Source organism: Cupriavidus phytohabitans, from assembly GCF_000426345.1.
GTDB lineage: Bacteria > Pseudomonadota > Gammaproteobacteria > Burkholderiales > Burkholderiaceae > Cupriavidus.
Genome location: NZ_AUFE01000067.1, coordinates 1 through 25,552 on the forward strand (window position 1 = coordinate 1; position 25,552 = coordinate 25,552).

The following is a 25,552-nucleotide window of genomic DNA, read 5'->3' on the forward strand; positions in this document are numbered from 1 at the left end:
CGAGCATGAATGCGATCAGTGTCGGCAGAGTGAGCTTGCGCTGACGGGTGAAAGCGGCGGGACGTTCGGGATGGCGAGCAAGATCGTGAAAGACCTTGGTGTGCAAATATTCGGTAAGCGAAGCGAACAAATCGGACAGGTGCATGAGAGCCAAGCGAAGATCGAAAAACGATCCTCTATTGGCCGCCGCCCTGCTTGCGCTAAACAGCCAGCGCAAGCAGGGCGGCGGCCCCTCGAACCTCGTCATCTGTCAAGGGTTCGCGGGGGGAATTGCGATTTTATTGGCGGCTTAACTTGGATGGATTAACCAACTCCCCCGTCTTCACCGCCATAATGAAATCATTCCGATGCAGCCCCTTGATCTTCTTGGTTCGCCACGACACCGTGGCATGCCCCCACCCAAAACTGATCTCCGGATGATGCCCCTGCTCTTCCGCCAGCTGACCAACGCGGGCAACAAACGCCAGCGCCTCGGCGAAATTGGGAAAAGCAAACCGCCTCTCCAGCCGCGTAGCCCCATCCACCAAATCCCATCCCGGTGCCTGCGGCAATAACGCCTCAGCCTCGTCAGGCGTCAACGGCGGAACCCCGCCGCGGCACGGCGTGCAAGTTTGCGATGCCAGATCTTCACTCATAGTCCTACTCCCCGACTGGCGGGCAAGCAGAAGAAAACCTCAACCGCCCTCAGTCTCAGCCAACGCACGCAAGAACTCACCACTCCACCAGTGCACATCCTGCACCCGAATACGCTCCAGCAGCTTCTGGTGCCGTGACTGGCGCTCGGCCAGTGGCATATGCAACGCCTGCTGGATCGCCTGCGCAGTCGCATGGGTATCGTAGGGATTCACCAGCAGCGCTTCCTTCAACTGTTCCGCCGCGCCGGCAAAACGCGACAACACCAGCACGCCCGGATCCTCCGGATCCTGCGCGGCAATAAACTCCTTGGCCACCAGGTTCATCCCGTCGCGCAGCGGCGTCACCAACGCCACGCGGCTCGCGCGGCACAGCCCGGGCAGCCGCTTGCGCGCGGTGGTGCGATGGATATACCGCACCGGCATCCAGTCCAGCTCGCCGAACTCGCCATTGATCGCGCCAGTCAGCTGCTCCATCGCGCTGCGCAGGTCCACATACGCATCGACCGACTCGCGCGAAGGCGCGGCGATCTGCACCAGCGTGGCGCTCATCCGGTTTTCCGGATATTCCGCCAGCAGCCGGTAGAACGCTTTCAGCCGCTGCGGCAAGCCCTTGGAGTAATCGAGCCGGTCGATGCCAAGCAGCAGCCGCCGGCGCGCGTACTGGGCGCACATCATGTCGTAGGTTTCCTGCGCCTCCTCGCCGCGGCCGAGTTCGATGAACTCATCCACGTCGATCCCGATCGGGAAGGCCTGCGCCCGCACTGTGCGATGGAAAGCGCGGTAGCGGTGCTCGCCCATCGGCTCGGCCTGGGCCTCGGCCTGTACGTAGCGCGAAAAATGCTCCACGTCGGCGTGGCTCTGGAAGCCGAGCAGGTCGTACGCAAAGAGCGCGCGCATCAACCACTCATGCTGCGGGATGGCCGCCAGGATCAGCGGCGGCGGCAGCGGCACGTGCAGGAAAAAGCCGATCTTCTGGCCGCAGCCGATCGCGCGCAACTCGGAGGCCAGCGGGATCAGGTGGTAGTCGTGGATCCAGATGACGTCGTCGGGCTTGAGCAGCGGCGCGAGCTTGCGCGCGAACAGCTGGTTCACCCGGCGGTAGCCGTTGAGGAAGTTGGAATCGAAGTCGGCGAGGTCGAGCCGGTAATGGAACACCGGCCACAGCACGCCGTTGCTGTAGCCAAGGTAATACGCGTCGTGGTCTTCGCGGCTCAGGTCCACCGTGGCCAGCGTCACGTTGCCGGCCTGCTGCAGGTGCAGCTCGCCTTCGCCGGGGGTGCCGCCCTGGGCAGAGTCCAGCGCCTTGCCGCTCCAGCCAAACCACATCCCGCCGGTCTGGCGCAAGGCTTCGGAAAGCGCCACGGCAAGGCCGCCGGCGGCCACGTTGCGCGGATCTGCGACACGGTTGGATACCGCTACAAGTCTTGGCATATGTTGGTTTCTGGATTCCTTTGTTCTTGTCGTGCGGGATGCCCGGAGCGCCGGTGCGGGATCAGATCACCGTGTCCCACGGCGCCGACAGCCGCATCGCGCCATTGATCAGCCCGACCATCGAGTAGGTCTGCGGGAAATTGCCCCACATCTCGCCGGTCACGGGATGGGTGTCCTCGGACAGCAAGCCGAGCGGGTTGCGCGCCGCGAGCATCGCTTCGAAGATCTCGCGCGCCTCTTCGCGCCGGCCGATGCGCGCCAGCGCGTCGATGCGCCAGAAGGTGCAGATATTGAACGCGGTCTCGGGCTTGCCGAAATCGTCGGGCGCCTCGTAGCGGCGCATATACGGCCCGTCGCACAGCGAAGTCTCCAGCGCTTTCACCGTGGCGATAAAGCGCGGGTCGCGCGGATCGATGAAGTTGACCTCGGCCATCAGCAGCACGCTGGCGTCGAGCTCGCGCCCGCCGAAGCTTTCGGCAAAGGCCTGCCGAGATTCGCTCCACGACTCGGCCAGGATCTGTTCCTTCATGCGCCTGGCATGGTCGTGCCAGTACGCCGCGCGCTCCGGGATCTGCAGCTTCTCGGCGACCTTGGCCAGCCGGTCGCACGCGGCCCAGCTCATCAGCGCCGACGAGGTATGCACGCGGGCGCGCGTGCGCAACTCCCACATGCCGGCGTCGGGCGTGCCAAAGACTTTCACCGCCTGCTCGCCCACCTCCTCCAGCCGGCCGAACTCGGCCGGCCCGCCGCGGTGCAGCAGCCGGTGGTCATGGAAGGCCTGCGCCGCGCCCAGCACCACGTTGCCGTAGACGTCATGCTGGAAGTGTTCCTGCGCCTGGTTACCCACGCGCACCGGCCCCATGCCCCGGTAGCCGGACAGATGGTCGAGCATGCTCTCGGGCAGCTCGCGTTCCAGGCCGATGCCGTACAGCGGCTGGATATGCCCGTCCTGCGACTGCATCACCACGTTGGAGAGCCAGCGCAGGTAGTCCTCCATGGTGCCGACCTCGGACAGGCTGTTGAGCGCGCGCACCACGAAAAACGCGTCGCGCAGCCAGCAGAAGCGGTAGTCCCAGTTGCGGCCGCTGCCAGGCGCCTCGGGGATACTGGTGGTCATCGCCGCGACGATGGCGCCGGTCTCTTCGTACAGCGACATCTTCAGCGTGATGGCGGCGCGGATCACCGCGTCCTGCCATTCGCGCGGCACCGCCAGCCGGCGGCTCCACAGGCGCCAGTAGGCGGTGGTTTCCTGCTCGAAATCGCGCGCGATCTCTTCCACCCCATGCGCCAGGGTCTCATCGGGGCCCAAAATGAAGTTGTGCCCGCGCGTGACCAGGAACGGCGTGTGCGACAGCACGTACGCCAGCGGCGCATCGGTGGTCATGCGCAGCGTCATCGATTCCCCGGTATAGCGCACATGGCTGCTGCCGCGCGTGATCTCCGGCGCCTTGCGACCCCATTCGAAGCGCGGTGCCACCACCACCCGCACGCGCGGCGCGCCGCGCACGGGACGGATGCGCCGGATCAGCGTGGTCGGGCGGAAATATCGGCCCAGCCGGAAGAAGCGCGGCGCGAAGTCGGTGATTTCCAGGCAGTTGCCATGGGTGTCGGTCAGCCGCGTGCGCAGCACCGCGGTATTGGGTTCGTACCACTGCCTGGCGCTGTGGAAGTCCTCGAGCTCGATCGAGAACTGGCCCGCGTTCTCGCTGGGGTCCAGCAGCGCGTTGAAGACCGGATCGCCGTCAAAGCGCGGCAGGCACGACCAGACGATGCGCCCGCGGCCATCCACCAGCGCGGAGATCGCGCAGTTGCCGATCATGCCCAGCGACAGCGACGGCTCGGCATACCGGCTGCTGCCGTCCACGGACTTGTTCACGCCTTCGCTCGGCGGCTTGCCCAGCTCGCCGGGGCTGCTCGTATTGGTCACAGCAGTATCTCCCTCAGGATGCTGTCGGATGGGGATTGTGGCGCGGTGCGCCTTCGCGGCCTGGCTCGGCCTCGTGCGGCACGGCGCCGGGCTGGCCGGCGGCGCGCGCGGATTGATCCAGCGCCCGCGCCGAGCGGTGCAGCCAGCTGCGCAGCGCAGCGGGTCCCTCCACGCATACGCCGGCCACGGTCTCGCGCCGGCCTACCAGCACGCCCAGCCCGCCGAGCTTGCGCACGGCGGCAAAGCCGGGCTCGTCGGTCATGTCGTCGCCGGCAAACAGCGGCGTGCGGTCGAAAAACGGCGCCGATTTCATGAAGGCGGCAATGGCGTCGCCCTTGTCGACGCCGGCGGGCTTGATCTCGACCACCATCTTGCCGGGCAAGGCCTCCAGCCCGACCGCGTGGCGCAATACGTCAGTGACCGCGGCATCCACCAGGCCGGCTAGCTCGGGCGCCTGGCGGTAGTGGATGGCAACGGCAACGGACTTGCGCTCCAGCCGCAACGCGGGATAGGCGTGCACCAGCGCTTCCAGGTGTGGGATCAGGGGCTCGAGGGCGGGCGCGGGTGTCTGGGACACCATGCCGCCGTCGGTGCGGAATTCGGCCCCGTGGATGCCGGCAGCCGGCAACCGCAAGGGCTGCAGGAAATGATCCAGCTCGACGATCGGCCTGCCGGAGATGACGGCGAGCGCGCCGTCCAGCCGCTGGTACAACGTGCGCAGCGTGCCGACCAGTTCAGGTTCTACCTGCACCAGTTCGGGCCGCGGCGCGAGGTCGGCCAGCGTGCCGTCGAAGTCGAGAAACAGGGCGGTATTGGGTTCGATAAGCGGTAGCTGAGGCATCGCGCTACACCGTAACACGTTGTTTTGACCGGCGTCCACCGGGCGCCGTCCTACATGGCGGCAGCGCAAGCGTCAGCCGATGCAAGTCCGGGGCCAGCCCCGGGGCATTGTGCCAAGCCCTGCCGCCAGTGCATTCCCAGCCACTTCAGACAACGCCCACCGCCGTCCCGTACACGCTGCGCCGGGCGACGGGTGGGCCGCCCCGGTGGGGTGCGCGGCGCCGCCATCCTTTATCATTGGCGGTTTCCACCAGAATTTCCGGCTTTTTTTGTGCCGCCCCCGCGGCCCTGCCCTGACACCATGACACGCTCGTCCGCCGCCCGCCCCGACTATTTGAAGAAGATCCTGACCGCCAAGGTCTACGACGTGGCGCAGGAAACCGAACTGACATACGCGCACCAGCTGTCGGCGCGCACAGGCAACTCGGTCTGGTTCAAGCGAGAAGACACCCAGCCGGTGTTCTCGTTCAAGCTGCGCGGCGCGTACAACAAGATGGCGTCGCTGTCGGCGGAGGAACTCAAGCGCGGCGTGGTCGCGGCTTCGGCCGGCAACCATGCCCAGGGCGTGGCGCTGTCCGCGGCCCGGCTGCAGTGCAAGGCCGTCATCGCCATGCCGGTGACCACGCCGCGGGTAAAGATCGACGCGGTGCGCGAGCGCGGCGGCCAGTGGGTCCAGGTGGAACTGCACGGCGAGTCGTACAGCGATGCCTACCACCATGCCGCCGAGCTGGAGAAGAAGCACAAGCTGACCTTCATCCACCCGTTCGACGATCCCGAGGTGATCGCGGGCCAGGGCACCATCGCCATGGAAATCCTGCGCCAGCACCCGGGCCCGATCCATGCCGTGTTCGTCGCCATCGGCGGTGGCGGGCTGATCTCGGGCGTCGCCGCCTACATCAAGGCGGTGCGTCCGGAGATCAAGGTGATCGGCGTGCAGACCTTCGACTCGGATGCGATGAAGCGCTCGGTCGATGCCGGCAAGCGCGTCGAGCTGAAGGAAGTGGGCCTGTTCTCGGACGGCACCGCGGTCAAGCTGGTTGGCAAGGAAACCTTCCGCATCACGCGCGAGCTGGTCGACGACATCATCCTGGTCGACACCGATGCCATCTGCGCCGGCGTAAAGGACGTGTTCCAGGACACGCGCAGCATCCTGGAGCCGGCCGGCGCGCTGGCGGTGGCGGGCCTGAAGGCGTATGCCGAGCGCGAGAAGCTCAAGGGCCAGCACCTGGTCGCGATCGCGTGCGGCGCCAACATGAACTTCGACCGCCTGCGCTTCGTCGCCGAGCGCGCCGAGGTGGGCGAGGCGCGCGAAGGCGTGTTCGCCGTGACCATCCCCGAGGAGCGCGGCAGCTTCAAGCGCTTCTGCGAGCTGGTCGGCACGCGCAGCGTGACCGAGTTCAACTACCGCATCGCCGACACCAGCGTGGCGCATATTTTCGTCGGCGTGCAGATCGCCAGCCGCGCCGAGAATGACAAGATCGCCGCCAGCTTCCGCAAGCACGGCTTCGACACGCTCGACCTGTCCAACGACGAACTGGCCAAGCAGCACATCCGCTACATGGTGGGCGGCCGCTCGGCGCTGGCGCATGACGAGCTGCTGTACCGCTTCGAGTTCCCGGAGCGCCCGGGCGCGCTGATGAGGTTCCTGTCGAGCATGAGCCCGAACTGGAACATCAGCCTGTTCCACTACCGCAACCAGGGCGCGGACACCTCCAATATCCTGGTCGGCATCCAGGTGCCGAAGAACGAAAAGCGCGCCTTCCGCGCCTTCCTTTCGACGCTGGGCTACGTACACTGGGACGAAACCGACAACCCGGTGTACAAGCTGTTCCTGTCCTGATTGCTGGCCCTGATTGCTGGCCCAATTGCTGTCCCGATTCCTGCCGAGCGCCCCATGAGCCTCCCCGAACACTCGCCGCTGGGCAAGCCCTCGGCCTACAAGACCGAATACGACGCCTCGCTGCTGTTCCCGATCCCGCGCCAGCCCAAGCGCACCGAGATCGGCCTGCCCCAGGGCAAGCCGGTGCCGTTCTTCGGCGTCGACATCTGGAACGCCTACGAGCTGTCGTGGCTGAACCTGAAGGGCAAGCCGCAGGTGGCGCTTGCCACCTTCATCATCCCGTCGGACACGCCCAACATCGTCGAGTCCAAGTCGTTCAAGCTGTACCTGAACTCGTTCAACCAGACCAAAATCGCTTCGCCGGAGGCGCTGCAGCAGCTGCTGCACCACGACCTGTCCGAAGCCACCGGCGGCACGGTGCAGGTGCGGCTGGTCACCGAGGCGGATCTCGGCAAGCAGCAGATGGGCGAACTCGACGGCCTGCTGCTGGACCGGCTCGACATCGAGGTCGACCGCTACGAGCCCGCGCCCGAACTGCTGTTCGCCGACCAGGGCGAATCGCCGGTGGAGGAAACGCTGGTGTCGCACCTGCTCAAGTCCAACTGCCTGGTCACGGGGCAGCCCGACTGGGGCAGCGTGCAGATCCGCTATGTTGGCGCGCCGATCAACCAGGAAGCGCTGCTCAGGTACCTGATCTCGTTCCGTAACCACAACGAGTTCCATGAACAATGCGTCGAGCGGATCTTCATGGACGTGCTGCGGCAATGCAAGCCGGTGAAGCTGGCGGTGTATGCGCGCTATACGCGGCGTGGGGGGCTGGATATCAATCCGTTCCGGACCAACTTCAATACGGCCTGGCCGGATAACAAGAGGAATGCGCGACAGTAGCGCTTGAACTGGCGATAACGTCGAAGCTATCGCTTGTTTGCTCCCCTCTCCCGCGAGCGGGAGAGGGGACCGGCCGGCGCTATGGGAAGCGGCATCGTCGAATGCCGACGCGCGTCAAAACTCCCCGTGAAACCTCACCCCATAAAACTTCACCGGCCCGCGATCCCGGTTGTACCCGGGATTGCGCACAAACTGAAAGTCCGGGCTGATGCTCAGGTACTTCACCGGCTGGAAGCTGTAGTAGATCTCCAGGATCTGCTCGGGCCCATAGCGCAGCGCGCCGTCGCCAAGAAACGCGCCCTGCCCGCCTGCAGCAAGGTAGTTGCGATGCTGGCTGCCCAGCATATTGATCGCCACGGCCACGCCCAGCGCATCGCGGGAACGTCCCCACGCATCCCCCTTCAGCACGCCGCCCGCTGACACCTGCCTGCCGATCTCGGTAAAGGCATAAGTCTCGGTCTTGTCGTCCGACAGGCTTGCACGCGCAAACACGCCCAGCGAATCCGTCACCTGCTGCAGCAGCGTCACGCCGACGCCCGTCTTGGCATGCTCGCGCCTTACGTCGGCCAGGTCCGGCGTGGTGTTGTTGGCGATGCCGAACTGGATCGCATCGCTGAACGCGCCCATGCGCGCCTTGTTGCGGAACAGCAGCAACCGCGCGGTGCCGGGCCGGCCCGCAAGCTGGTAGCGCTTCTCCAGCTCGATGATGTCGCCGTAGTGCTCGAACATGCGCGTATCGAGCTCCAGCCCGTTCGATTCCAGCGGCTGCAGGAAGCGTCCGATGCGCGCCGACCAGCCATCGCCGATGTACTCCAGCGACACGCCCCAGGTATAGCCGCGCGAATCCGCCGCATAGTCGAAGGCGCCGTGCGTCAGGAACGACCAGTTCATGAATTGCGTGCGCGGGTCAGAGCCGAATTCGTTCTGGTCGAAGACGTCGAGCACGCCGAAATTGCCCGCGGTCAGCACCACGCGGCGCTGGTCCACCGTGCGGGCGAACTGGTTGAAGTCGGCCTCCAGCGTCTCGGTGGGGCCGCCCAGCCCCCAGCTCTGCCGGATAAACGCGCGCGCGCGGTAGAACACCGGGCTGGTGCTCGCGCCCTTCGCCAGTTCGCCGTTCGACAGGCCGCCCACGCCGTGCAGCCCCGAGAACGGCACGCCCTGCGCCACCTCCGGGTTGAAATGGAACTCGGCGCCCTGCCACAGCCGCAGGCCGAGGTCGAGCGTGGCGGTGAACGAGTAGCTTTTCGCGCGCTCGGTGCCGAGGCTGTTCGGGCCCGAGTAGGCGGCGCCGAAGGCCGGCTTGCGCTGCCAGATATAGGTGCTCTGGCCATGGAAGGCGAAAGGGCTTTCCCTTTCGGGGGCGTCGTCCGCAGCAGTTGCCTGCTGCGCGGTGGCGGGCAAGCAGGCGCAACAAGCCAGCGCAGCCAGCGCGCGGCGGAAACGGCGTCGGGCGCGCGGGTACGCGGCGGCAAGTGGCGAAAACAGCATGAGGAAAGGGACTGGCGGGCGATGTGCCGGGAGCGGCGCGCCCGGCGCACGCAGCATAGCCAAGCGCACATGACATGTCCACCGACATGCCCACCCCAGGCCAGGTGCGGGAATGCCGACGTTGTAACCGAGCTTGAATTAATTAACTCAAAAATTAATATTAGTTCGACACGGTTCCCTGCATACCCATGCCACGCAAACCCGCTACCCCGAAGCCGCCGGAACGCCGCACGCCCGGCCGCCCCGCCGCCGGCCAGCCCGGCCAGCGCGAACGCATTCTCGATGCCGCCACCGACCTGTTCTCGCGGCAAGGCGTCGCCGGCACGCCAGTCAAGGCCATCGCCGTGCAGGCAGGCGTCACCCCCGCGCTGGTCCACTACTACTTCAGCGACCGCGAGCTGCTGCTCGATGCCGTGATCGAGGAAAAGGTGCAGCCGCTGGTGGCACAGTTCTTCACCACCGGCCCGCAGGACACGGAGCCATTGGCGATGCTGGTCGGCCTCGCCACCCGCCTGGTCCGTGCCGCGGCCGATACGCCCTGGTTCCCCGGCCTGTGGATCCGCGAGGTTGCCAGCGACGACGGCGCGCTGCGCGAGCGCGTGCTGAAGCGGTTCGCGCTGCAGCGCGCCGGCGCCATGATGGCGCCGCTGGCGGCGGCGATCGCCAACGGGCAACTCAACCGAGGGCTGGAGCCGGCGCTGGTCATACCGTCGCTGGTGGGCCTGACGCTGCTGCCGCTGGCCACCACGCATATCTGGCGCCGACTGCCGGGTGCCGAAGCGGTCGATACCGACGCGCTGGTACGCCATGTCTCGGCGCTGCTCACGCACGGGCTCGCCCCCGCGCCGGCTGCCGGCGCCGAAGCCTCGCCCGCATCGAAAAAGAAGGGTCGCACGCCCAGGCAATCCCCGGAGTCCGCTTCATGAACGCCGCTGTTTCCGCCCTTCCCGCGCTGCCGCGCGCGCTCCCCATCGCAGCGCTGCTCGGCGCCGCGCTGCTGGCCGCCGGCTGCGGCAAGCCCGGCAACGACACCTGGCAAGGCTATATCGAAGGCGAGTTCGTCAGCGTCGCCTCGCCCTTCGCCGGCCGTCTCGACACGCTCTCCGTGCAGCGCGGCCAGCAGGTCGCGCAGGGCGCCGCGCTGTTCGCCCTCGAATCCGATGACGAACGCGCCGCGCGCCAGCAGGCCGAGGACCAGTTGCGCGCCGCCGAAGCGCAGTTGCAGGACATAAAGACCGGCAAGCGCCCGGTCGAAGTCGACGTGAACCGCGCCCAGCTGGCGCAGGCACAGGCCCAGGCGCAACGCAGCGCCGCCGCGCTGCGGCGCGACGAGCGCCAGTTCGAGATCGGCGGCATTGCGCAGGCGCAGCTCGATGAATCGCGCGCCCAGGCCCGCAGCGACGCGGCGCGCGTGCGCGAGCTGCAGCGCGATATCGACGTGGCACGGCTGCCGGGCCGCGATGCGCAACAGGCCGCACAGGCCGCGCAAGTGGCCGCGGCGCGCGCCGCGCTGGCGCAGGCGGACTGGAAGCTGTCGCGCAAGACCGTGGCCGCCACGCTGGCCGGCCTGGTCTACGACACACCCTACCGCCTCGGCGAATGGGTGCCCGCCGGCAGCCCGGTGGTGCGCATGCTGCCGCCCGGCAACGTCAAGGTGCGCTTCTACGTGCCCGAGGCCGTCGTCGGCGCGCTGCGCAACGGACAGGCGGTGCAGGTGCGCTGCGATGGCTGCGCCGCGCCGGTGGCGGCCAGCATCACCTATGTCGCCAACGAAGCGGAATACACGCCGCCGGTGATCTACAGCAACGAGACCCGCAACAAGCTGGTGTTCCTGGTGGAGGCGCGCCCGTCGGCCGCCGATGCCATCAAGCTGCGGCCCGGCCAGCCCGTCGAGGTGGTGCGGCAATGAACACGGAAACCAACCACACCGCCAATGGCCGCGCGCAGGAACTCGCCATCGACGTGCGCGGGCTGAACAAGCATTTCGGCGACAAGCACGTGGTCAACGATCTCAGCATGCAGGTCGCCCGCGGCGAGATCTTCGGCTTCCTTGGCCCCAACGGCAGCGGCAAGACCACCTCGATCCGCATGATGTGCGGTCTGTTGACCCCGGATTCGGGCAAAGGCACCTGCCTGGGTTTCGACATCCTGACCGAATCCGACGAAATCAAGCGCCGCGTCGGCTACATGACGCAGAAGTTCTCGTATTGGGACGACCTGTCGATCCGCGAGAACCTGGACTTCGTCGCGCGCGTGTATGGCATGCAGGACCGGCGCAATGCCGTCGACCGCGCGCTCGAAGACCTGGGCCTGGCGACGCGCTCGGCACAACTGGCGGGGTCCTTGTCGGGCGGCTGGAAGCAGCGGCTGGCGCTGGCGGCCTGCCTGCTGCACGAACCGAAGCTGCTGCTGCTCGACGAACCTACCGCTGGTGTCGACCCCAAGGCGCGCCGCGACTTCTGGGAGCAACTGCACCGGCTTGCCGCGCGCGGCATCTCGGTGCTGGTCAGTACGCACTACATGGACGAGGCCGAGCGCTGCCACAAGCTCGCCTATATCGCCTACGGCAAGCTGCTGGCGCAGGGCACCGCCGACGAAGTCGTGGCCAGCCAGCAGCTGTCGACGTGGAGCGTGGAAGGCGACGACCTCGCCACGCTGTCGGAGCAACTGCAGGGCGCGCCGGGCGTGGAACAGACCGTGGCATTCGGCACCGCGCTGCATGTCACCGGCCGCGATGCGCAGGCGCTGGCCGCCACGCTTGAACGACTTGCCGGACCGGGACGGCGAGTGACACAGGCCCAGACCAGCCTGGAAGACGTGTTCATCCACATGATGAGCCGGGCCGAGGACAACATGGGCACGCGCAAGGCGAAGGAGCCGACATGAACGCCGCCGCAATCCCGAACCCGCGCAAGCCGCGCGCCAACGGCACCCGCTTCTCTCTCCAGCGCTGGTGGAGCATCGTTCTGAAGGAATTCCTGCAGCTGCGCCGCGACCGCGTCACCTTCGGCATGATCGTCGGCCTGCCGATCATGCAGCTGCTGCTGTTCGGCTTTGCCATCAACACCGACCCGCGCCACCTGCCGACCGCGGTGATCGCCGCCGACCAGAGCGAATTCACCCGCACCTTTATCGCCAGCATGCAGAACTCCACCTACTTCAAGGTGGTCGCGACGCTGCCCGACGAAGCCGCCGGCAGACAGGCGCTGATGAAGGGCGACGTGCAGTTCGTGCTCAGCATTCCGCCCGACTTCACGCGCAAGCTGCTGCGCGGCGAACGCCCCGCGCTGCTGGTGGAGGCCGATGCCACCGATCCCTCGGCGACGGGCCAGGCGATCGCGGCGCTGCCACAACTGCCGTTCAGCGTCGGCAAGCATGACCTGAAAGGCTCGCTGGCGCCGCTGGCGGGCGGCAAGGCCCCGTTCGACGTGCAGGTGCAGCGCCTGTACAACCCCGAGGGCCTGACCCAGTACAACATCATCCCCGGCCTGATGGGCGTGATCCTGTCGATGACCATGGTGATGATGACCGGGCTGGCAATGACGCGCGAACGCGAGCGCGGCACCATGGAAAACCTGCTGGCCACGCCGGTGCGGCCGCTGGAGGTGATGACCGGCAAGATCGTGCCGTACATTTTCATCGGGCTGATCCAGGTGACCATCGTGCTGCTGGCCGCGCGCTGGGTCTTTAACGTGCCGTTCGTCGGCTCGGTGACGGCGGTATACCTGGCGGCACTGCTGTTCATCGCGGCCAACCTGACGGTGGGCATCACGTTGTCGTCGCTGGCGCAGAACCAGCTGCAGGCGATGCAACTGACCTTCTTCTATTTCCTGCCCAACATCCTGCTGTCGGGCTTCATGTTCCCGTTCGCCGGCATGCCCGGCTGGGCGCAGGCGATCGGCAACATCCTGCCGATGACGTATTTCAACCGCATGGTGCGCGGCATCCTGCTCAAGGGCAGCGGCTGGGCTGAGCTATGGCCGCAGGTCTGGCCGATGGCGCTGTTCATCGTGGTGGTGATGACGATCGCGGTGCGCTTCTACCGCCGCACGCTGGACTGAAGGATTGCTGCCATGACCCGATTTTTTCCCTTGATGGCCGCGGCCGCGCTGCTGGCCGGCTGTGCCGTCGGCCCCGACTTCCGCAGCCCCGCGCCGCCCAGCGATGCCGGCTACGTGCCAGGCCCGCAACCGGTTGCCACCGTGGCGGCCGACAGCGGCGATCGCCACGCGCAATCGCACGCGCAGACACTGGCCGCCGGCGCCGACGTGCCGGCGCAATGGTGGACGCTGTTCCGCAGCCCCGAATTAGATGCCACCATCCGCATGGCGCTCGACGCCAGCCCCACGCTGGCGCAGGCGCGCGCACGGCTGCGCGAGGCTCAGGAAAATCTCGCCGCGCGCACCGGCGCCACGCGCTGGCCGGCGGTCGACGCCCAGCTCAATACCACGCGCCAGCAGGTCAATTTCCAGTCGATGGGCATTTCGGCGATCCCCAGCCCGGGACCGTTCACGCTGTACGGCGCCACGGTGCAGGTGTCCTACGTACTCGACCTGTTCGGCGGCCAGCGGCGCGAGCTGGAAGGGCTGCAGGCAGCGGTCGACTACCAGCGCTACGAGCTGGAAGCGGCGCGGCTGGCGCTGGCCGCGAACGTCGCCACCGCGGCGATCCGCGAGGCCGGACTGCGCGCACAGCTGGCCGACACCGCGGCGCTGGCAGAAGCCCAGCGGCGCCAGCTTGGTATCGCCGAGGAACGGTTGCGCGCGGGCGGCGTCGCACGCGTCGACGTGCAGCGCCAGCGCGCACAGCTGGCCCAGACGCAAGCGCTGGTGCCGGGCCTGCAGCGCCAGCTCGATGCGACGCGGCACCAACTCGCCGTCTACACCGGCCAGACCCCGGCAGCGGCGTCCTTGCCGGCATTCACGCTGGACGCGCTGCACCTGCCCGACACGCTGCCGGTCAGCCTGCCCGCCACGCTGGCGCGGCGCCGGCCCGACATCCGCGCGGCCGAAGCGCTGCTGCACCAGGCCAGCGCCGATATCGGCGTGGCCACCGCCAACCTCTATCCGCAGGTAACGCTGAGCGCCAGCGGCGGCAGCCAGGCCACCGCCGCGCGCGACCTGTTCAGCAGTTTGAACGTGTGGAGCCTCGCAGCCGGACTGGTGCAGCCGGTGTTCCGCGGCGGTGAGCTGCAGGCCCGCAAGCGCGCCGCCGAAGCGGCGTACGAGCAGGCGCTGGCGGCCTACCAGGAAGCAGTGCTGCAAGGCTTGCAGAACGTGGCGGATTCGCTGCGCGCGCTCGAGGCCGACGCCGCCACGCTGCGCGAACGCGCCGACAACGCGCGCCAGGCGCGCGCCACGCTGGCGGTGGTGTCGGAACAGTACCGGCTCGGCGGTGTCAGCCAGCTGGCCGTGCTCGATGCCGAGCGCGAGGCGCGGCAGGCTTCACTGGACCTCGCGCAGTCGCGCGCCGACCGGCTGGCGGATTCGGCGGCGCTGCTGCAGGCGCTGGGAGGTGGGTGGTGGCTGGAGCAGGAGGAAGCGACGACGGTGGCGGCGCCCCGGTAAGCGCGCCACCGCCGGGGCCGGTCACTTCCGGTCGGTCTGCGTATACCAGTAAGTGCGCTTGCGCTTGCCGATCCCCGGCGGCGAGATCTTCTGCGCGCCCAGCGACGAGGTATTGTCGCCGCCGCCGGGACCGGTCTGGTTGCCGCCGCCGATCAGTACCGGCACGTTGTTGGTATTGCCTGCCGAATCCGTGACGGCAACCACCCCGAACACCGGCGACGGCGGCAGCCCACCGTTGTTGAACACGACATGACGGTCGTTGTTCAGGCCCTTGCCGGTCAGGAACGAGATCGCATAGCCGCGCGCCTTGCCCAGGTCCGGATAGCACGCGCCCGACTTGGGCACACTTGGCTGATTGGTGCCGAAGTAGGTGTAGCCGGCCACGGTCAGCGGTGCGTTGACCACCTTCTCGCCGGTGCCCAGCACCAGGTAGAAGCCCTTGCCGGCGGTCGTGTCAGCATATGCTGTCGAAGTCGCGTTGAAGAGATCGGCCTCGGTCAGCGCCGTCCATGCCGACGACAGCCCGCCGGTGAGCGTCGTGTCCTTCAGCATGTAGAAGCGGTTGCTGACGTTATAGGCCAGGCCCGGCGTGGTGCTGCTGGTGTACAGCGGATGCTCGCGGTCGCCGCTGCCGATCATCACCGCATCGTAGGTGCCGGTGGTGATGACGTCCGGCGGATACATGAACTTGCGCGCATCGTTGGTGCCCTGCGCGCCGCCCAGGGACGCGAACTTGTGCAGCGTCCAAGCAGCCGCCCCGGTGCCGGCCGCCGTCTCGAAGTCCAGCCGCCAGACGTTGCCGCCGACGTCGCCGACATAGCCCTTGTCTACCAGCCCATCGCCATTGCGGTCCACGACCGCCACGTCGGAAGGGATCGCGCGGTTCATGCCGGCGGGCGTCGTGCACACCGTGGCAGACAGGCCGGTGCAGTCGGCCAGCCATGCGCGTACCACGTTGCCCTCGAAGGCATCGAACACGATCACGCCACGCCCTTGCCCCGAACTGCCGCCACCCTGAGACGGCTCGGCATCCTCGGCGGGATCGTAGCCGGCGCCCATCACCACCAGCGGGTTGGCATACCCCTTGACGCGGATCACGCGCGGCTGCGACCAGGTCTGGCCCAGTTCCGGGATGCTGGTGCTGTCGGCCTTCCACAGGAATTCCGGCGCCATCGGGTCGGTTACGTCCAGCGCGTAGGTCAGGCGCCCGCCGCGGCGCGCGGTCAGGTAGATCACCACACGCGGCTTGGCCGGGTCGCGCAGGTCCTGGAACACCGTGGTGGTGCCATCGAAGAAATAGTCGCGCGGCTTCGCGCCCGAACCGGTGGGCGATCCGCTCAGCTGCACTTCGGGCGTATTGGTGTAGAGACGGCCGAGCTTGCTATAGAACTCCGGCGGAATGAAGCCCCACAGTTCCCCGCCCGGCCGCACGCCACCGATGCCGATGTCCTGGTTGCCATTGACCGCATGGAAGACGCCATCGTTGGCCCCATAGAACACCACCACGCCGGTCGTGCCACCGTAGTTGATCACCACGGGGCGCGAATGCAGCACGTCACCATGCACCGAGCCGCGGACGGTGACGCTGCCCCCAGGGCCCTTCTGCTGCTCCGCGCCGGCAATCGTGGTATCGCCCAGCGCCCCCACGTCGCGGCCGCGCACCCACTTGATCAAATTGCTGACGTCGGCGGCCGTGGTATTGAGCGCGGCCTGCCCGGTGGTGCCGGCCAGCCAGCCGTTGGAGGTATCGAACGAAGCCAGCGGCAGAGTCTTGCTGCATGCGCCGGAGGGGCAGGTGTAAAGCTTGCGCCCGCTCTGGTCGGTGGTGAACTGTGCGCGCAGCATTTCGCCGGCGCCGCCCTTCTCGACGATCTCGCCGTCGCCGCCGACCACACCCGCCACCCCGTCGGCGGAGTCCAGCGCACCGGCTGCCCCGGACGGGCTGTTGACCCAGAACCCCTTGGCAGGCCAGCCGCTTACCGGGCTGCCGGTATAGCTCGAACCACTGAACCCCAGCGGCGGCTCGGCGGTCCAGAAACTCTTGGCGTTGGGCGAGATAAAGCCCGTGCCGGCGTTGCTGATCGCGCTCTGCTGATTGGGGCCGCTGGGGTTGGCGTCCAGCACCACGATCTGGTTCTTGTTGTCGTAGCCGAGCTTGTACTGCTTCAGGTTGCCCATCCAGCGTGGCGCCGCGGTGGCGTCGGGCCGGAACATGCCGATGTAGATCTGGTTCAGGTACGAACCCTGCCCGTTCACGCTGACCGGCAGGCTCACCGACGAGAACACGTTGTTGACGGCCTGCATCTCGTTGAAGATCTGCAGCAGCGCTTTCACCAGCGCGTCCACGTCGCCCAGGTTGACCACATAGCGCTTGCCGCCAGCATTGTCGGCCATGCTGCGCGTCGACTCGACATAGTCGGGGTTCCTGTCGTCCGTGATGGCGATCGTATAGGTGATGATGTTCTGGTTATTGTCGAGATTGCCGTTCACGTCGGTTTCGTACATGAACCGCGCCCACTCGTCGCCCCAGTTGCTTTCGTACTTGTTGGCCGCCGTGTCCAGCTTGAGCTGGGTCATCTGCGTGGTGCTGGCGCCCGCCGCGGCCAGCGCGTCCTTGGGCTCGGTGCCGGTGTCCTGCGGCTTGCCGTTGTTGACCGCGTTGGCGATGTAGATGACGAAGTTCTTCTGGCACGGGTTGGTGATCGGCGACGCGTACTGCGTACCTGACAAGCCCTTCTTGCCACTGAAGAATGCCCAGGCCTCCTGCATGCCGCCGCCCACCTGGGAGTTGTTCGAATTGTCGGCCTGCCGGTCGATGCTCTTGATGTACTCCAGGAATTGCGCGCCATTGCTGGCGTCCATAAGCGGCAATGTATCCGGTGCCGCCGACGGATAGCGGAATTTGCCGCCGGGGTTGGTGCCGGTGCCGAACATCATCAAACCCATGTTGATGTTGCCGGCCAGTTGCGGGTTGGTCACGAGCGTGCTCACCGCGCGGTACAGTGCGCACTGGATCGCGCCGACGTCGGTGCCGGCGTTGTTTGCGCTGACGACATCGGGGACATCGCAGCCACGGATGGTCGTGGCCGCATTCCACGTGGAGGCATTGTCCAGCAGCAACAACACATTGGGCTTGGTGCCGGCATTGCTCTGCAGGCCGGTGAACAGGTCGATGTCTTCGGCATGCGCGCCCTGCCATCCGGCCAGGGCAAGCAGGACTGCGGCGAAGGCGGCATGGCGCCGATTCCGGCGGGCTGGGCTCGTCATCCGGGTTCCTGTGCGATCAATGGTGAATGGGTGGCAACGCCGCTGCGGTCATGGGCAGGCCGAGCCGGTCGGCATGCGCACCGCCACGCCCTGGTGGACCGTTGCCACGGCGCCGGTGCCGGCGCTGTCGTCGACGGTGGCCGATACGTCCCACTGCGTGGCGTTGCACAGCGAGTTGCCCGCGTTGTTGCCGGCCGTGACGATGCCGGTGTTCTGCGCGCCGCTGCCGACCATGCACGACACATCGTCGGGATCCTTCAGGTCGAGCTCGACGTTCTTGATGGGCTTGCTTGCCATGCATTCCGGCTTCGCCACCTGGGCCACGTAGTCGGCCTTGCCGTCGCCGCTGACATCCACCGGCACGCTGATGGCCGCAGGTGCCTTGGTGAAGTCGTCGGAGATCACCTGCTCGATCGATTGCTGCGCGACGTCGCGCGCTTCGGCGGTGTGCTGCTGGTTGGCCGCGACCTTGACGTTGACCAGGCCCGAATTGACCAGCGCCACGGCGATCAGCAGGAACAGCACCATGAACACCAGCGTCACGACCAGCGTGACCCCGGTCTGCCTGCGGCGCAGCGGCCGGCCGGATAACTTCGTCATTGCTTGCCCTTCGCGGTATCGCATCATTGCTCGCGCAGTCCGGCCACGTTGACCAGCCGCGCCACCTGGGCGTAGACATGGCGCTTGAAGCCGTCGTTGAACGGGCCGCTGGCGGCGGCGCGCCCCAGGTCATAAGTGCGGGTGTCCACCTGGCCGCCGGAGGTCTTCAGCGTGCGTGCCAGCAGGTTCACACGCACGGTGGTCACATTGCTCCAGTTGGCCAGCGCATTGGTCCAGTCGTAGCCCGGCACGATGCCGCAGGCGGCGGCGTTGTTGGCGCCGGGGTCGTCCACATAGCAGTCCGCGGAGCCGTTGCTGTCGAGATCCACACCGTAAGACAGGTGCATGTCCTGGATGCCTTGCGCCAGCGAACGCGACTGGAACGCGCCGTTGACCAGCTCCGCCATCTTTAGCGTCGGAATGCCGTCGCCGCCGTTGCTGCAACGGTCGCATGGCGCGAGGTAGAACGCGCGCACCACCGCCTCGCGCAGCGCTGCCGGTATCGCCGCATCGCAAGCCTTGGTGCGCAGCGGGAAAGCCGCTGCCGCGCTCGCATCGAAGACAAAGGCGGTGCTGTCGTTCGGGCAGGACGACACCTGCAGGTAAGGCACGCCCGGTGTCGGCGCCGCGACCGGCGTGGTCGACACGCGCCGCACCACCAGCACCTCCGAGGTGGCGGCAAGATCTGGCAGGCAGGGCGCGACCACGCCGGCCGCATAGCCTGCAAGGGGCAGCGGAACGGTGCCGCCGGCGGCGAAGCCGAGCGCCGCGGGGTCCGTCGCGCACAGCGCCGGACCGGCCACCGGGGCGCCCCGCGCAATGCTGCCCGCCCCATAGAACCCCGCCAGTTCCACCTCGCGCCGGATCTGCTCCAGTGCATAGCGGCCGTTCTCCACCTGCTCGGCCGACTTGACGAATTCTGTGCGCGACAGGCTGTTGGCGTAGTACAGGCTGGCCAGCGCGGTCAGCATCAGCAGGCCGATGGTGATGCCGATCATCAGCTCGACCAGCGACACACCGCGCTGGCGCAGGCGGCGTCGTGCGATACGCAGAGGCAGGCGCTTCATGACACGGTCCCCAGCGAGCCGATGCGGATCTGCGTGCTGATCGCGCGGCGGTAGGCCTCGTTGCCATACTGGTTCTGGCCGCAGCCGAGCGCGGGCGCGCCGGTGGCGGCCAGGCCCTGCCAGGCGACGGTGATGCGGTAGACGTTGGCGGCCGCGTCGATGGTGTCGATGCAGCCGCGCGCGCCGATCATGGCGCCGACCGCACTGGCCGCCACGCCGCTGGCCGCGGCCGTCATCTCGGCGCTGCCCAGCAGCGCGGTATTCCATGCCTGCAGGTCGCCGTTGGCGGTGGCGTTCTGCGCGGCCGTTCCCAGCGCGCAGGCCGCCGGCGCGGCGCTGCCGGTGCCCAGCCGCACGCCGTTGGCGCCATTGGCGTAGCACTGCGCCACCTGGCGGTTGGCATTGATGCGGGCGGCCATGTCCTGCAGCAGCGCGAGCGCCTGCACGCGCTGGTACGACTCCATCTCGTTCTGGCCCGAGCGCGCCACCAGTCCCGCCGTGCCCAGCAGCGCGACGAGCAGGATCACCACCGCCACCAGGACTTCGATCAACAGCAGGCCACGCTGCGCGGTGCGTCGCGGCAGGCGCGCCGGCGGCCGTTGCCCATGGCGGCGGGCAGCGCCGGCAGCGCGACCTGCGCGGTCAAGGATGCGGGTCATGTGCAAGCTCCCGTTTCGGAGGCGACGCGGCCGGTCTCGCTGACCTGCACGCACACGCGCAGCGCGGCCGTCGTGTCGTTGGCGGGCGCGAGCTCGAAGCGCATCGCCGCGCCGGCAAGCCGCCCGTCGTTGCCGACCGACAACGCCCCGGCGGCGCTGGGGGTGATGGTGAGGCCGCCGTAGGGCCCGAAGGTGCGCACCGTCTCCGCGCCGGCGCTGACGGACCAACCCGCGGTCCAGGCGGCGCCGGCGGGCGTCAGCGTCACGGTGGCGTTGCGCTTGACCGCCTCGCTGCGCGCCAGCAGCAGCGCCGAGGACAGGTCGAGCGAGGCGCTGCGCACGCGCTGCCCCGCCAGCAGCGAGGCAAACGAAGGCGCGGCGGCGACCGCCAGGATCGCCAGCACGGCCAGCGTGCACATCAGTTCGACCAGGGTGAAGCCACGCAGCGCCCCATGCTGCGGACGCCGCTGGCGAAGCCGGTAGGTGGCTGCCATGGTCAGTTCCAGCAGTCGGTGCCGCCACCGGACGCCGACCTGGCGCCTGCGCTGGTCAGCGTCAGCGTGCCGCAGCCCGTGTCGGCGCTCAGCTGGCTGCCCGTGGGCGTGGCGACAATGCTGTAGCCCGGCGGCAGCGCGCCGTTGGGGGTGACAGTGACGTTGTAGCGCGTGCTCTGCGCGGCCGGTACCGACATGCCGAGCGCGCCAAGGCTGGCGGCATAGGCGCGGTTGTCGACGAGAAACCGCTCCTGCGCGCCGGAGACTTCGAGCATGAACGACTCGATCGCGGCGCGGTGCGATCGCACCACATAGCGGCTGTAGTTGGGGATGGCGATGGCGGCCAGGATGGCGATGATCGCCACGGCGATCATCACTTCGACCAGCGTGAAGCCGCGCGCGGGCGCGCCGCGGCCCGGCATGGCGCCCGCCGTGTCTGTCCCTGCCCCGATTTGACCCTTGACCCGAAACGGCGGCGTGACCTGGCCGCCGTGTCGCACTGCAGGGCTTCTATGTCCCATGCTCGCGCTCCGTACCAATTATGTTCCGGATGACCAATTCCGGAGGTTATGGCGCGGAGTGTAAGTCACCGCCCTTTAAGTAGGTAAGGAAATTCTGATGACAGTGCGCTGGCGTTGCGGCAATCCGACAATCGGCAGCTTGTCCGAAGCGCCGGGTACAGCTTTGGCAGCATGCGGACGTTAACCGGCTGATGTGACGACTTTGGCACCGCGCCATGGAGGCTGGAGCCGGCCCCGTCCAGGCGCGGCTGTGCAACAATCGTTACAACCACGAATCCGGAGTGTCCATGCCGTCCGACAGCCCCACCCATCCGCCGCAACCTCCCGATGCCGGTCCAACGCCGGCGCCGCCCCAGGACCTCGACGCGCTGCTGGCCTTGCTGCGTGCCAGCTTCCCGACCCTGAGCACGCAGTTCCAGAGCGGCGCGCGCTATCTGCTCGACCACCCGCAGGACGTGCCCGTGCTGTCGATGCGCAAGATCGCAGCCAGCGCCGGCGTGCAGCCCGCCACGCTGGTCCGGCTGTCGCAGCACCTTGGCTTCGAGGGCTGGCAGGGCCTGCGCGAGCTCTTTGTCGATGCGCTGCGCGGCGGCAGCCAGCCGTATGCGCGCCGCGCGCGCAAGGTGGTGCGCGAAAGCAGCGCCAGCCACATGCTGGGCGAGATGCTCGATGCGCAGCACCATAACCTCGACCTGATCGCCGCCAACAACGACAAGACGCTGCAGCAGGCGGCGGAGCTGCTGTCGCACGCGCAGAACGTGCATGTGGCGGGGTTCCGCTCGTGCTTCCCGATCGCGTTCACCTTCCACTATGTCTACCGGCTGTTCCGCAGTTCCGTCCAGCTGATCCGCGCCGATGCCGGCACGCTGGAAATGGAGCTGCGCGGGCTGGCGCCCAGGGACGCCGTGGTGGTGGCCAGCTTTGCGCCGTATTCGCAGGAAAGCATCCGCGTGGCGGCGGCCGCGCGCGAGTGCGGTTGCAAGGTGGTCGCGCTGACCGACAGCACTGTGTCGCCGATCGCGCTGGCGGCGGACTGCACGCTGCTGTTCTCGGTCGAGAGCCCGTCGTTCTTCCCGTCGATCACGGCCGGCGTGGCCATGGTCGAGGCACTGGTCGAACAGCTGCTGGCGCGCAAGGGCAAGGGCGCGATCCGCGCGCTTGAGCAGGCCGAAGGCGAGCTGCACCGCACCGGCGCCTACGTGCCCGCCGGCCGCGGCTGAAGGGTTATTCGAAGGCCTCGTCGTTGGGGCTGGCGTAGGCCTTCTTCAGCGGCTCGCTCATCGTCAGTTCGAAATTGACTTGCTTGGGCGGCACCGGCGCGGCAAACCACTTGCTGTAGAGCTTGTTGATCTCGCCGCTGCGGATCAGCCCGGTAATGGCGCCGTCGACCACCTGCTTGAAGCCGGCATCGTCCTTGCGCAGCATGAACGCATAGGCCTCGAACGACTGCGGCGTGCCCACCACGATCCACTCCGCGGGGTTGGGCGCCAGCGTGCGCGCGCCCGACAGCAGCACGTCGTCCATCATGAACGCGGTCACGCGCCCTGACTGCAGGATCAGGAACGACTCGCCATAGTCCTTGGCGCTCTGGATGGCGATGTTGGCCCGCTTCTCGTCGTTGAGCCGGCGCAGGATGCGCTCCGACGTCGTGCCGGCATTGGTCACCACCGCCTTGCCCGAGAGGTCGCCGAAGTCGCGCACCGGGCTGCCTTTCTTCACCAGCAGCCGCGTGCCGGCGACGAAGAACGTGGTCGAGAACGCCACCTGCTGCTGGCGCGACTTCAGGTTGGTGGTGACGCCGCACTCCAGGTCGACGGTGCCGTTCTGCACCAGCGAGATCCGGTTCTGCGAAGTCACCGGCACCATGCGTACCTGCAGCGCCTGCACGCCGGTCTCGCGCTTCACCGCGTCGATCACCCGGTCGCAAATGTCCTGCGAGAAGCCGATCACCTTCTGGTTGGCGTCGTAGTACGAGAAGGGGATCGACGAGGTGCGATGGCCGATGGAAATCGTCCCTGACGACTTGATCTTGCCGAGGGTCGGGCTCGCGGCGACGTCGACGGCATGCGCCGTGCCGGCGGTGCCGCTGCAGAGCACCAGCGCCGCGGCGGTGGCCGCGGCGGCCGCAGACCGGCGCTGGGTCGGCGAACCGCCGCACGGACGCGTGACTTCTGCTGCTTTCATACAGGCTCTCCTTGGATGCTTGGGTAGCTTGGTTTCGGGGTAGCGGTCAGCGATGCGCCATCGCATCGCCAATGCTAGGCAGTCAGCAACAATTGTTCCATCATGGATAACCATGAAACATATGTATTTTTCACCGGCGTAGTGAAACAGCCGTTGGCACAGCGGGCGAATGTGCGCAAACGCAGGGCATCGGCGCGCCAGGCCTGTGCGCGGCGCAGCACGGGAACGGACAAGAAGGCGAGAAATCCGGCGCGGGACCGTGCCGGAAGGTGCGTGACGAAGAGGCGTCGCGGATGGCGCGCCTGGCGCACCGGCTTACCGGATGCACTTCTCCTGGTACGCCTGCTGCAGCGATTTGCGCGGCCGCTCGCGCTCCAGCTCGGGCACCCGCCGCCCTTGCGCGGTCTCGATGGTCGAGTCGGTGGCGCGGTACTCGCGCTTGGGCGCGACGGCGATCTGGGCTGCGAGTTCGCGGCATTCCGCCGACTCGATGCTGGCCGGCGTCGCGTCCGGATCCGGGCGGTAGGGCGTGGTGCCCTGCTGGACTGCCTCGTTGATGGCGGCCGCGGCGGCGCCCTGGCCGTCCTGCTTCTGCGCCTGGGCGCTGCAGGCCACGGCAAGGGCGGCAACTGCGGCTAGGCGGATCAAGGTGCGCTGGCGGCTCGGCATGGTGGCTCCTCGGCAGGCTGGCTCGTTGATTTGCAGAAGGTGCCAGCTTAAACGTTCGCGGCTCGTCTGGCACTAGCGGCATCTGCGGCACTTCCGGCAACTGTTGCCGGTGCCGGACGCGGCATGCGCTGCGCTAGCGCCCGCGGTGCTCGCCTTCTTCTTCGAGCTGCCAGTCGCGCCGCATCACCACATAGGTAAAGGACGCGGACCAGCCGATCAGGATCAGGCCCACCAGCGGCTCGATGGTCGCGATCAGCCGGGTCGCGCCGACCGGGTAGAGGTCGCCCAGGCTCTGCGTGGTGAAAGTCTCCAGCGCAAAGTAGGCATAGACCAGCAGCGACGGCTGGCCGTGGCGGGTCGGCATGCCGGGCGCGGTCGATCCCGCCAGCCAGCCGAGGCCGAGCACGTTGTCGGCAAACCAGAAGCCGAACGCGAACACCATCGCTTCCAGGCAGTGGACAAGGATGATGCAGACGATCAGCACACCGATATTGACGCGCCCGCTCCAGCGCCGCGGATGCAGTGACGACAGCAGGCGCAGCGCTTCGTAGTGAATGCCCACCACCGTCACGGTCAGCACCGAGGCGCACAGCAGGGCCAGCAAAAAATTCTCGGCAGAGTTTTCCATGCGCAACCGGTCGAGGGGCTCAGGCGTACGGCTCCGGGGGGCAAAAAAAGACGCCCTCCAACATAACATCGCAAGGCGCGCGGGAAAACCAGCACGGGCGCGCCGGGAGCTTCGCTTGTGGCTTGCCGGGTCTTGCAGGACAGGTTGACGGACAGGCCGTCGTCCCGGTTGAAGGTGTGATTGCCGGTGACCATGCGGGCCATGCACTATGCTGGAAATCTCACCATTCCCGAACGGAGGCCGACGTGCGCAAATCCATCCCGATCCTCGCGGCGCTGGTGTTGTGCGGCGCCAGCGGCATGGCGCTCGCCCACAACTGCCCCAATGAGATGAAAGCGATCGACGCCAGGCTATCGACCAAGCCGGCGCTGTCGCCCGAAGATGCCGCCAAGGTGGCCAAGCTGCGCGCAGACGGTGAGGCCTACCACAAGGCCGGCAAGCATGACGAATCGATGAAGTCGCTGCTCGAAGCCAAGAAGATACTTGGCATCTGAAGCGGGCGCTGCACAATCGGCATAGGGGGCAGCCGCACTGGCTGCGCCCCTGCCACACCACCCGGCATGCGGGTCCGCACCGGGCGGTTCGAGAGGTTGAGGTTAAGTGAGGCGGGGCATGCCCAACTGATCGAAGTAGGCGATGGTCAGGACTCGGTTCAGCGAGTCCCCGCTGTTGCGCCACCAGCACCGGCCACTCGCCGCTACTTGCCTGGCGGCGTCAGCTGTAGCACCCAGGGCACGCAACTCTCGGTAAATGACCCGACCACGGCGCCAGTGCTTGAGCTGGATGGCTCGCAGCCGGTGACGCATCCACTTGTCCAGCTCTCGCCAGATCTTGGGCGTTTGCG

The 25,552-nt window shown here is 67.4% G+C and carries 23 protein-coding genes and 1 pseudogene; 9 read left to right on the plus strand and 15 right to left on the minus strand.

Annotated elements, in window-relative coordinates; genetic code table 11:
* Positions 1-278: 278 nt before the first annotated feature.
* The 4 genes from K309_RS0128720 to otsB all read right to left on the minus strand — a co-directional run bounded on the left by K309_RS0128720 (position 279) and on the right by otsB (position 4,834).
* Positions 279-635 (minus strand): 4a-hydroxytetrahydrobiopterin dehydratase, encoded by a 357-nt coding sequence (locus K309_RS0128720; RefSeq protein WP_029049569.1) that lies wholly within the window; start codon positions 633-635, stop codon positions 279-281.
* Positions 636-674: 39 nt separating this feature from the next.
* Positions 675-2,066, minus strand: a complete 1,392-nt coding sequence (gene otsA, locus K309_RS0128725; RefSeq protein WP_029049570.1) for an alpha,alpha-trehalose-phosphate synthase (UDP-forming) — start codon at positions 2,064-2,066, stop codon at positions 675-677.
* Between the two features lie 61 nt (positions 2,067-2,127).
* Positions 2,128-3,993, minus strand: a complete 1,866-nt coding sequence (locus tag K309_RS0128730) for a glycoside hydrolase family 15 protein (RefSeq protein WP_029049571.1) — start codon at positions 3,991-3,993, stop codon at positions 2,128-2,130.
* A 13-nt stretch (positions 3,994-4,006) separates the two neighbouring features.
* Positions 4,007-4,834, minus strand: a complete 828-nt coding sequence (gene otsB, locus K309_RS0128735) for a trehalose-phosphatase (protein WP_029049572.1) — start codon at positions 4,832-4,834, stop codon at positions 4,007-4,009.
* A gap of 300 nt (positions 4,835-5,134) precedes the next feature.
* Here otsB and ilvA point away from each other — a divergent pair, with 300 nt between their 5' ends.
* Complete coding sequence (gene ilvA, locus K309_RS0128740) at positions 5,135-6,673, plus strand: threonine ammonia-lyase, biosynthetic (protein WP_029049573.1); 1,539 nt, start codon at positions 5,135-5,137, stop codon at positions 6,671-6,673.
* 54 nt (positions 6,674-6,727) lie between these two features.
* Positions 6,728-7,561, plus strand: a complete 834-nt coding sequence (queF, locus tag K309_RS0128745; protein WP_029049574.1) for an NADPH-dependent 7-cyano-7-deazaguanine reductase QueF — start codon at positions 6,728-6,730, stop codon at positions 7,559-7,561.
* 114 nt (positions 7,562-7,675) lie between these two features.
* Here the strand turns inward: queF and K309_RS0128750 are convergent, their stop codons facing one another.
* Positions 7,676-9,052, minus strand: a complete 1,377-nt coding sequence (locus K309_RS0128750) for a carbohydrate porin (protein WP_029049575.1) — start codon at positions 9,050-9,052, stop codon at positions 7,676-7,678.
* A gap of 188 nt (positions 9,053-9,240) precedes the next feature.
* On the opposite strand from K309_RS0128750, the gene K309_RS0128755 reads away from it, so the two are divergent.
* The 5 genes from K309_RS0128755 to K309_RS0128775 are packed head-to-tail and all read left to right on the plus strand — an operon-like array spanning position 9,241 to position 14,619.
* Entirely contained in the window at positions 9,241-9,978 is a 738-nt protein-coding gene (locus tag K309_RS0128755) for a TetR/AcrR family transcriptional regulator (protein WP_029049576.1), read from the plus strand.
* Positions 9,975-10,961, plus strand: a complete 987-nt coding sequence (locus K309_RS0128760; RefSeq protein WP_029049577.1) for an HlyD family secretion protein — start codon at positions 9,975-9,977, stop codon at positions 10,959-10,961. The genes K309_RS0128755 and K309_RS0128760 overlap by 4 nt, the downstream gene beginning before the upstream one ends.
* Entirely contained in the window at positions 10,958-11,938 is a 981-nt protein-coding gene (locus K309_RS0128765) for an ABC transporter ATP-binding protein (RefSeq protein ID WP_029049578.1), read from the plus strand. Before K309_RS0128760 ends, K309_RS0128765 begins: the two co-directional genes overlap by 4 nt.
* Positions 11,935-13,113, plus strand: a complete 1,179-nt coding sequence (locus K309_RS0128770) for an ABC transporter permease (protein WP_051320666.1) — start codon at positions 11,935-11,937, stop codon at positions 13,111-13,113. Before K309_RS0128765 ends, K309_RS0128770 begins: the two co-directional genes overlap by 4 nt.
* Before the next feature lie 12 nt (positions 13,114-13,125).
* Positions 13,126-14,619 (plus strand): efflux transporter outer membrane subunit, encoded by a 1,494-nt coding sequence (locus tag K309_RS0128775; RefSeq protein WP_029049580.1) that lies wholly within the window; start codon positions 13,126-13,128, stop codon positions 14,617-14,619.
* A gap of 21 nt (positions 14,620-14,640) precedes the next feature.
* Here K309_RS0128775 and K309_RS0128780 read toward each other — a convergent pair whose 3' ends face one another.
* Genes K309_RS0128780 through K309_RS0128805 form a run of 6 tightly spaced genes read right to left on the minus strand, consistent with a single transcriptional unit; the run spans position 14,641 to position 21,227 of the window.
* Positions 14,641-17,886 carry a pilus assembly protein gene (locus tag K309_RS0128780; RefSeq protein WP_029049581.1) on the minus strand — a complete coding sequence of 1,082 codons (3,246 nt, stop codon included), beginning with the start codon at positions 17,884-17,886 and terminating at the stop codon, positions 14,641-14,643.
* 48 nt (positions 17,887-17,934) lie between these two features.
* Positions 17,935-18,486, minus strand: coding sequence for a pilus assembly PilX family protein (locus K309_RS0128785; RefSeq protein WP_029049582.1), 552 nt, complete (start codon positions 18,484-18,486; stop codon positions 17,935-17,937).
* Between the two features lie 23 nt (positions 18,487-18,509).
* Entirely contained in the window at positions 18,510-19,553 is a 1,044-nt protein-coding gene (locus K309_RS0128790; RefSeq protein ID WP_035878544.1) for a PilW family protein, read from the minus strand.
* On the minus strand, positions 19,550-20,212 hold the full coding sequence (locus tag K309_RS0128795) for a type IV pilus modification PilV family protein (protein ID WP_232232533.1): 663 nt from the start codon (positions 20,210-20,212) through the stop codon (positions 19,550-19,552). Before K309_RS0128795 ends, K309_RS0128790 begins: the two co-directional genes overlap by 4 nt.
* Positions 20,209-20,706 carry a GspH/FimT family pseudopilin gene (locus K309_RS0128800; RefSeq protein ID WP_029049585.1) on the minus strand — a complete coding sequence of 166 codons (498 nt, stop codon included), beginning with the start codon at positions 20,704-20,706 and terminating at the stop codon, positions 20,209-20,211. The genes K309_RS0128795 and K309_RS0128800 overlap by 4 nt, the downstream gene beginning before the upstream one ends.
* 2 nt (positions 20,707-20,708) lie before the next feature.
* Entirely contained in the window at positions 20,709-21,227 is a 519-nt protein-coding gene (locus K309_RS0128805) for a type IV pilin protein (RefSeq protein ID WP_029049586.1), read from the minus strand.
* A 287-nt stretch (positions 21,228-21,514) separates the two neighbouring features.
* On the opposite strand from K309_RS0128805, the gene K309_RS0128810 reads away from it, so the two are divergent.
* Positions 21,515-22,447, plus strand: coding sequence for a MurR/RpiR family transcriptional regulator (locus K309_RS0128810; RefSeq protein ID WP_035878546.1), 933 nt, complete (start codon positions 21,515-21,517; stop codon positions 22,445-22,447).
* 4 nt (positions 22,448-22,451) lie between these two features.
* On the opposite strand, the gene K309_RS0128815 is transcribed toward K309_RS0128810, so the two are convergent.
* From K309_RS0128815 to K309_RS0128825, 3 genes are all read right to left on the minus strand, one after another.
* Complete coding sequence (locus K309_RS0128815) at positions 22,452-23,411, minus strand: transporter substrate-binding domain-containing protein (RefSeq protein ID WP_051320668.1); 960 nt, start codon at positions 23,409-23,411, stop codon at positions 22,452-22,454.
* 315 nt (positions 23,412-23,726) lie between these two features.
* The gene (locus tag K309_RS0128820) at positions 23,727-24,080 is read right to left on the minus strand and encodes a hypothetical protein (RefSeq protein WP_029049589.1); all 354 of its coding nucleotides are present in this window, start codon (positions 24,078-24,080) and stop codon (positions 23,727-23,729) included.
* 133 nt (positions 24,081-24,213) lie between these two features.
* Positions 24,214-24,708, minus strand: coding sequence for a hypothetical protein (locus K309_RS0128825; protein ID WP_029049590.1), 495 nt, complete (start codon positions 24,706-24,708; stop codon positions 24,214-24,216).
* A gap of 299 nt (positions 24,709-25,007) precedes the next feature.
* Between K309_RS0128825 and K309_RS0128830 the strand changes: the two genes are divergently transcribed.
* Positions 25,008-25,202, plus strand: coding sequence for a PA2433 domain-containing protein (locus tag K309_RS0128830; protein WP_245175809.1), 195 nt, complete (start codon positions 25,008-25,010; stop codon positions 25,200-25,202).
* A gap of 102 nt (positions 25,203-25,304) precedes the next feature.
* Here K309_RS0128830 and K309_RS43280 read toward each other — a convergent pair.
* Positions 25,305-25,552 (minus strand): annotated as a pseudogene (locus K309_RS43280) (group II intron reverse transcriptase/maturase); the annotation flags it as partial.

What these genes read in the sequence shown, in the direction of transcription:
- K309_RS0128720 (WP_029049569.1), bottom strand. Translation starts at nt 635, where the DNA reads ATGAGTGAAGATCTGGCATCGCAAACTTGCACGCCGTGCCGCGGCGGG.
- otsA (WP_029049570.1), bottom strand. Translation starts at nt 2,066, where the DNA reads ATGCCAAGACTTGTAGCGGTATCCAACCGTGTCGCAGATCCGCGCAAC.
- otsB (WP_029049572.1), bottom strand. Translation starts at nt 4,834, where the DNA reads ATGCCTCAGCTACCGCTTATCGAACCCAATACCGCCCTGTTTCTCGAC.
- ilvA (WP_029049573.1), top strand. Translation starts at nt 5,135, where the DNA reads ATGACACGCTCGTCCGCCGCCCGCCCCGACTATTTGAAGAAGATCCTG.
- queF (WP_029049574.1), top strand. Translation starts at nt 6,728, where the DNA reads ATGAGCCTCCCCGAACACTCGCCGCTGGGCAAGCCCTCGGCCTACAAG.
- K309_RS0128750 (WP_029049575.1), bottom strand. Translation starts at nt 9,052, where the DNA reads ATGCTGTTTTCGCCACTTGCCGCCGCGTACCCGCGCGCCCGACGCCGT.
- K309_RS0128755 (WP_029049576.1), top strand. Translation starts at nt 9,241, where the DNA reads ATGCCACGCAAACCCGCTACCCCGAAGCCGCCGGAACGCCGCACGCCC.
- K309_RS0128760 (WP_029049577.1), top strand. Translation starts at nt 9,975, where the DNA reads ATGAACGCCGCTGTTTCCGCCCTTCCCGCGCTGCCGCGCGCGCTCCCC.
- K309_RS0128765 (WP_029049578.1), top strand. Translation starts at nt 10,958, where the DNA reads ATGAACACGGAAACCAACCACACCGCCAATGGCCGCGCGCAGGAACTC.
- K309_RS0128770 (WP_051320666.1), top strand. Translation starts at nt 11,935, where the DNA reads ATGAACGCCGCCGCAATCCCGAACCCGCGCAAGCCGCGCGCCAACGGC.
- K309_RS0128775 (WP_029049580.1), top strand. Translation starts at nt 13,126, where the DNA reads ATGACCCGATTTTTTCCCTTGATGGCCGCGGCCGCGCTGCTGGCCGGC.
- K309_RS0128780 (WP_029049581.1), bottom strand. Translation starts at nt 17,886, where the DNA reads ATGACGAGCCCAGCCCGCCGGAATCGGCGCCATGCCGCCTTCGCCGCA.
- K309_RS0128785 (WP_029049582.1), bottom strand. Translation starts at nt 18,486, where the DNA reads ATGACGAAGTTATCCGGCCGGCCGCTGCGCCGCAGGCAGACCGGGGTC.
- K309_RS0128790 (WP_035878544.1), bottom strand. Translation starts at nt 19,553, where the DNA reads ATGAAGCGCCTGCCTCTGCGTATCGCACGACGCCGCCTGCGCCAGCGC.
- K309_RS0128795 (WP_232232533.1), bottom strand. Translation starts at nt 20,212, where the DNA reads ATGACCCGCATCCTTGACCGCGCAGGTCGCGCTGCCGGCGCTGCCCGC.
- K309_RS0128800 (WP_029049585.1), bottom strand. Translation starts at nt 20,706, where the DNA reads ATGGCAGCCACCTACCGGCTTCGCCAGCGGCGTCCGCAGCATGGGGCG.
- K309_RS0128805 (WP_029049586.1), bottom strand. Translation starts at nt 21,227, where the DNA reads ATGGGACATAGAAGCCCTGCAGTGCGACACGGCGGCCAGGTCACGCCG.
- K309_RS0128810 (WP_035878546.1), top strand. Translation starts at nt 21,515, where the DNA reads ATGCCGTCCGACAGCCCCACCCATCCGCCGCAACCTCCCGATGCCGGT.
- K309_RS0128815 (WP_051320668.1), bottom strand. Translation starts at nt 23,411, where the DNA reads ATGAAAGCAGCAGAAGTCACGCGTCCGTGCGGCGGTTCGCCGACCCAG.
- K309_RS0128820 (WP_029049589.1), bottom strand. Translation starts at nt 24,080, where the DNA reads ATGCCGAGCCGCCAGCGCACCTTGATCCGCCTAGCCGCAGTTGCCGCC.
- K309_RS0128825 (WP_029049590.1), bottom strand. Translation starts at nt 24,708, where the DNA reads ATGGAAAACTCTGCCGAGAATTTTTTGCTGGCCCTGCTGTGCGCCTCG.
- K309_RS0128830 (WP_245175809.1), top strand. Translation starts at nt 25,008, where the DNA reads ATGGCGCTCGCCCACAACTGCCCCAATGAGATGAAAGCGATCGACGCC.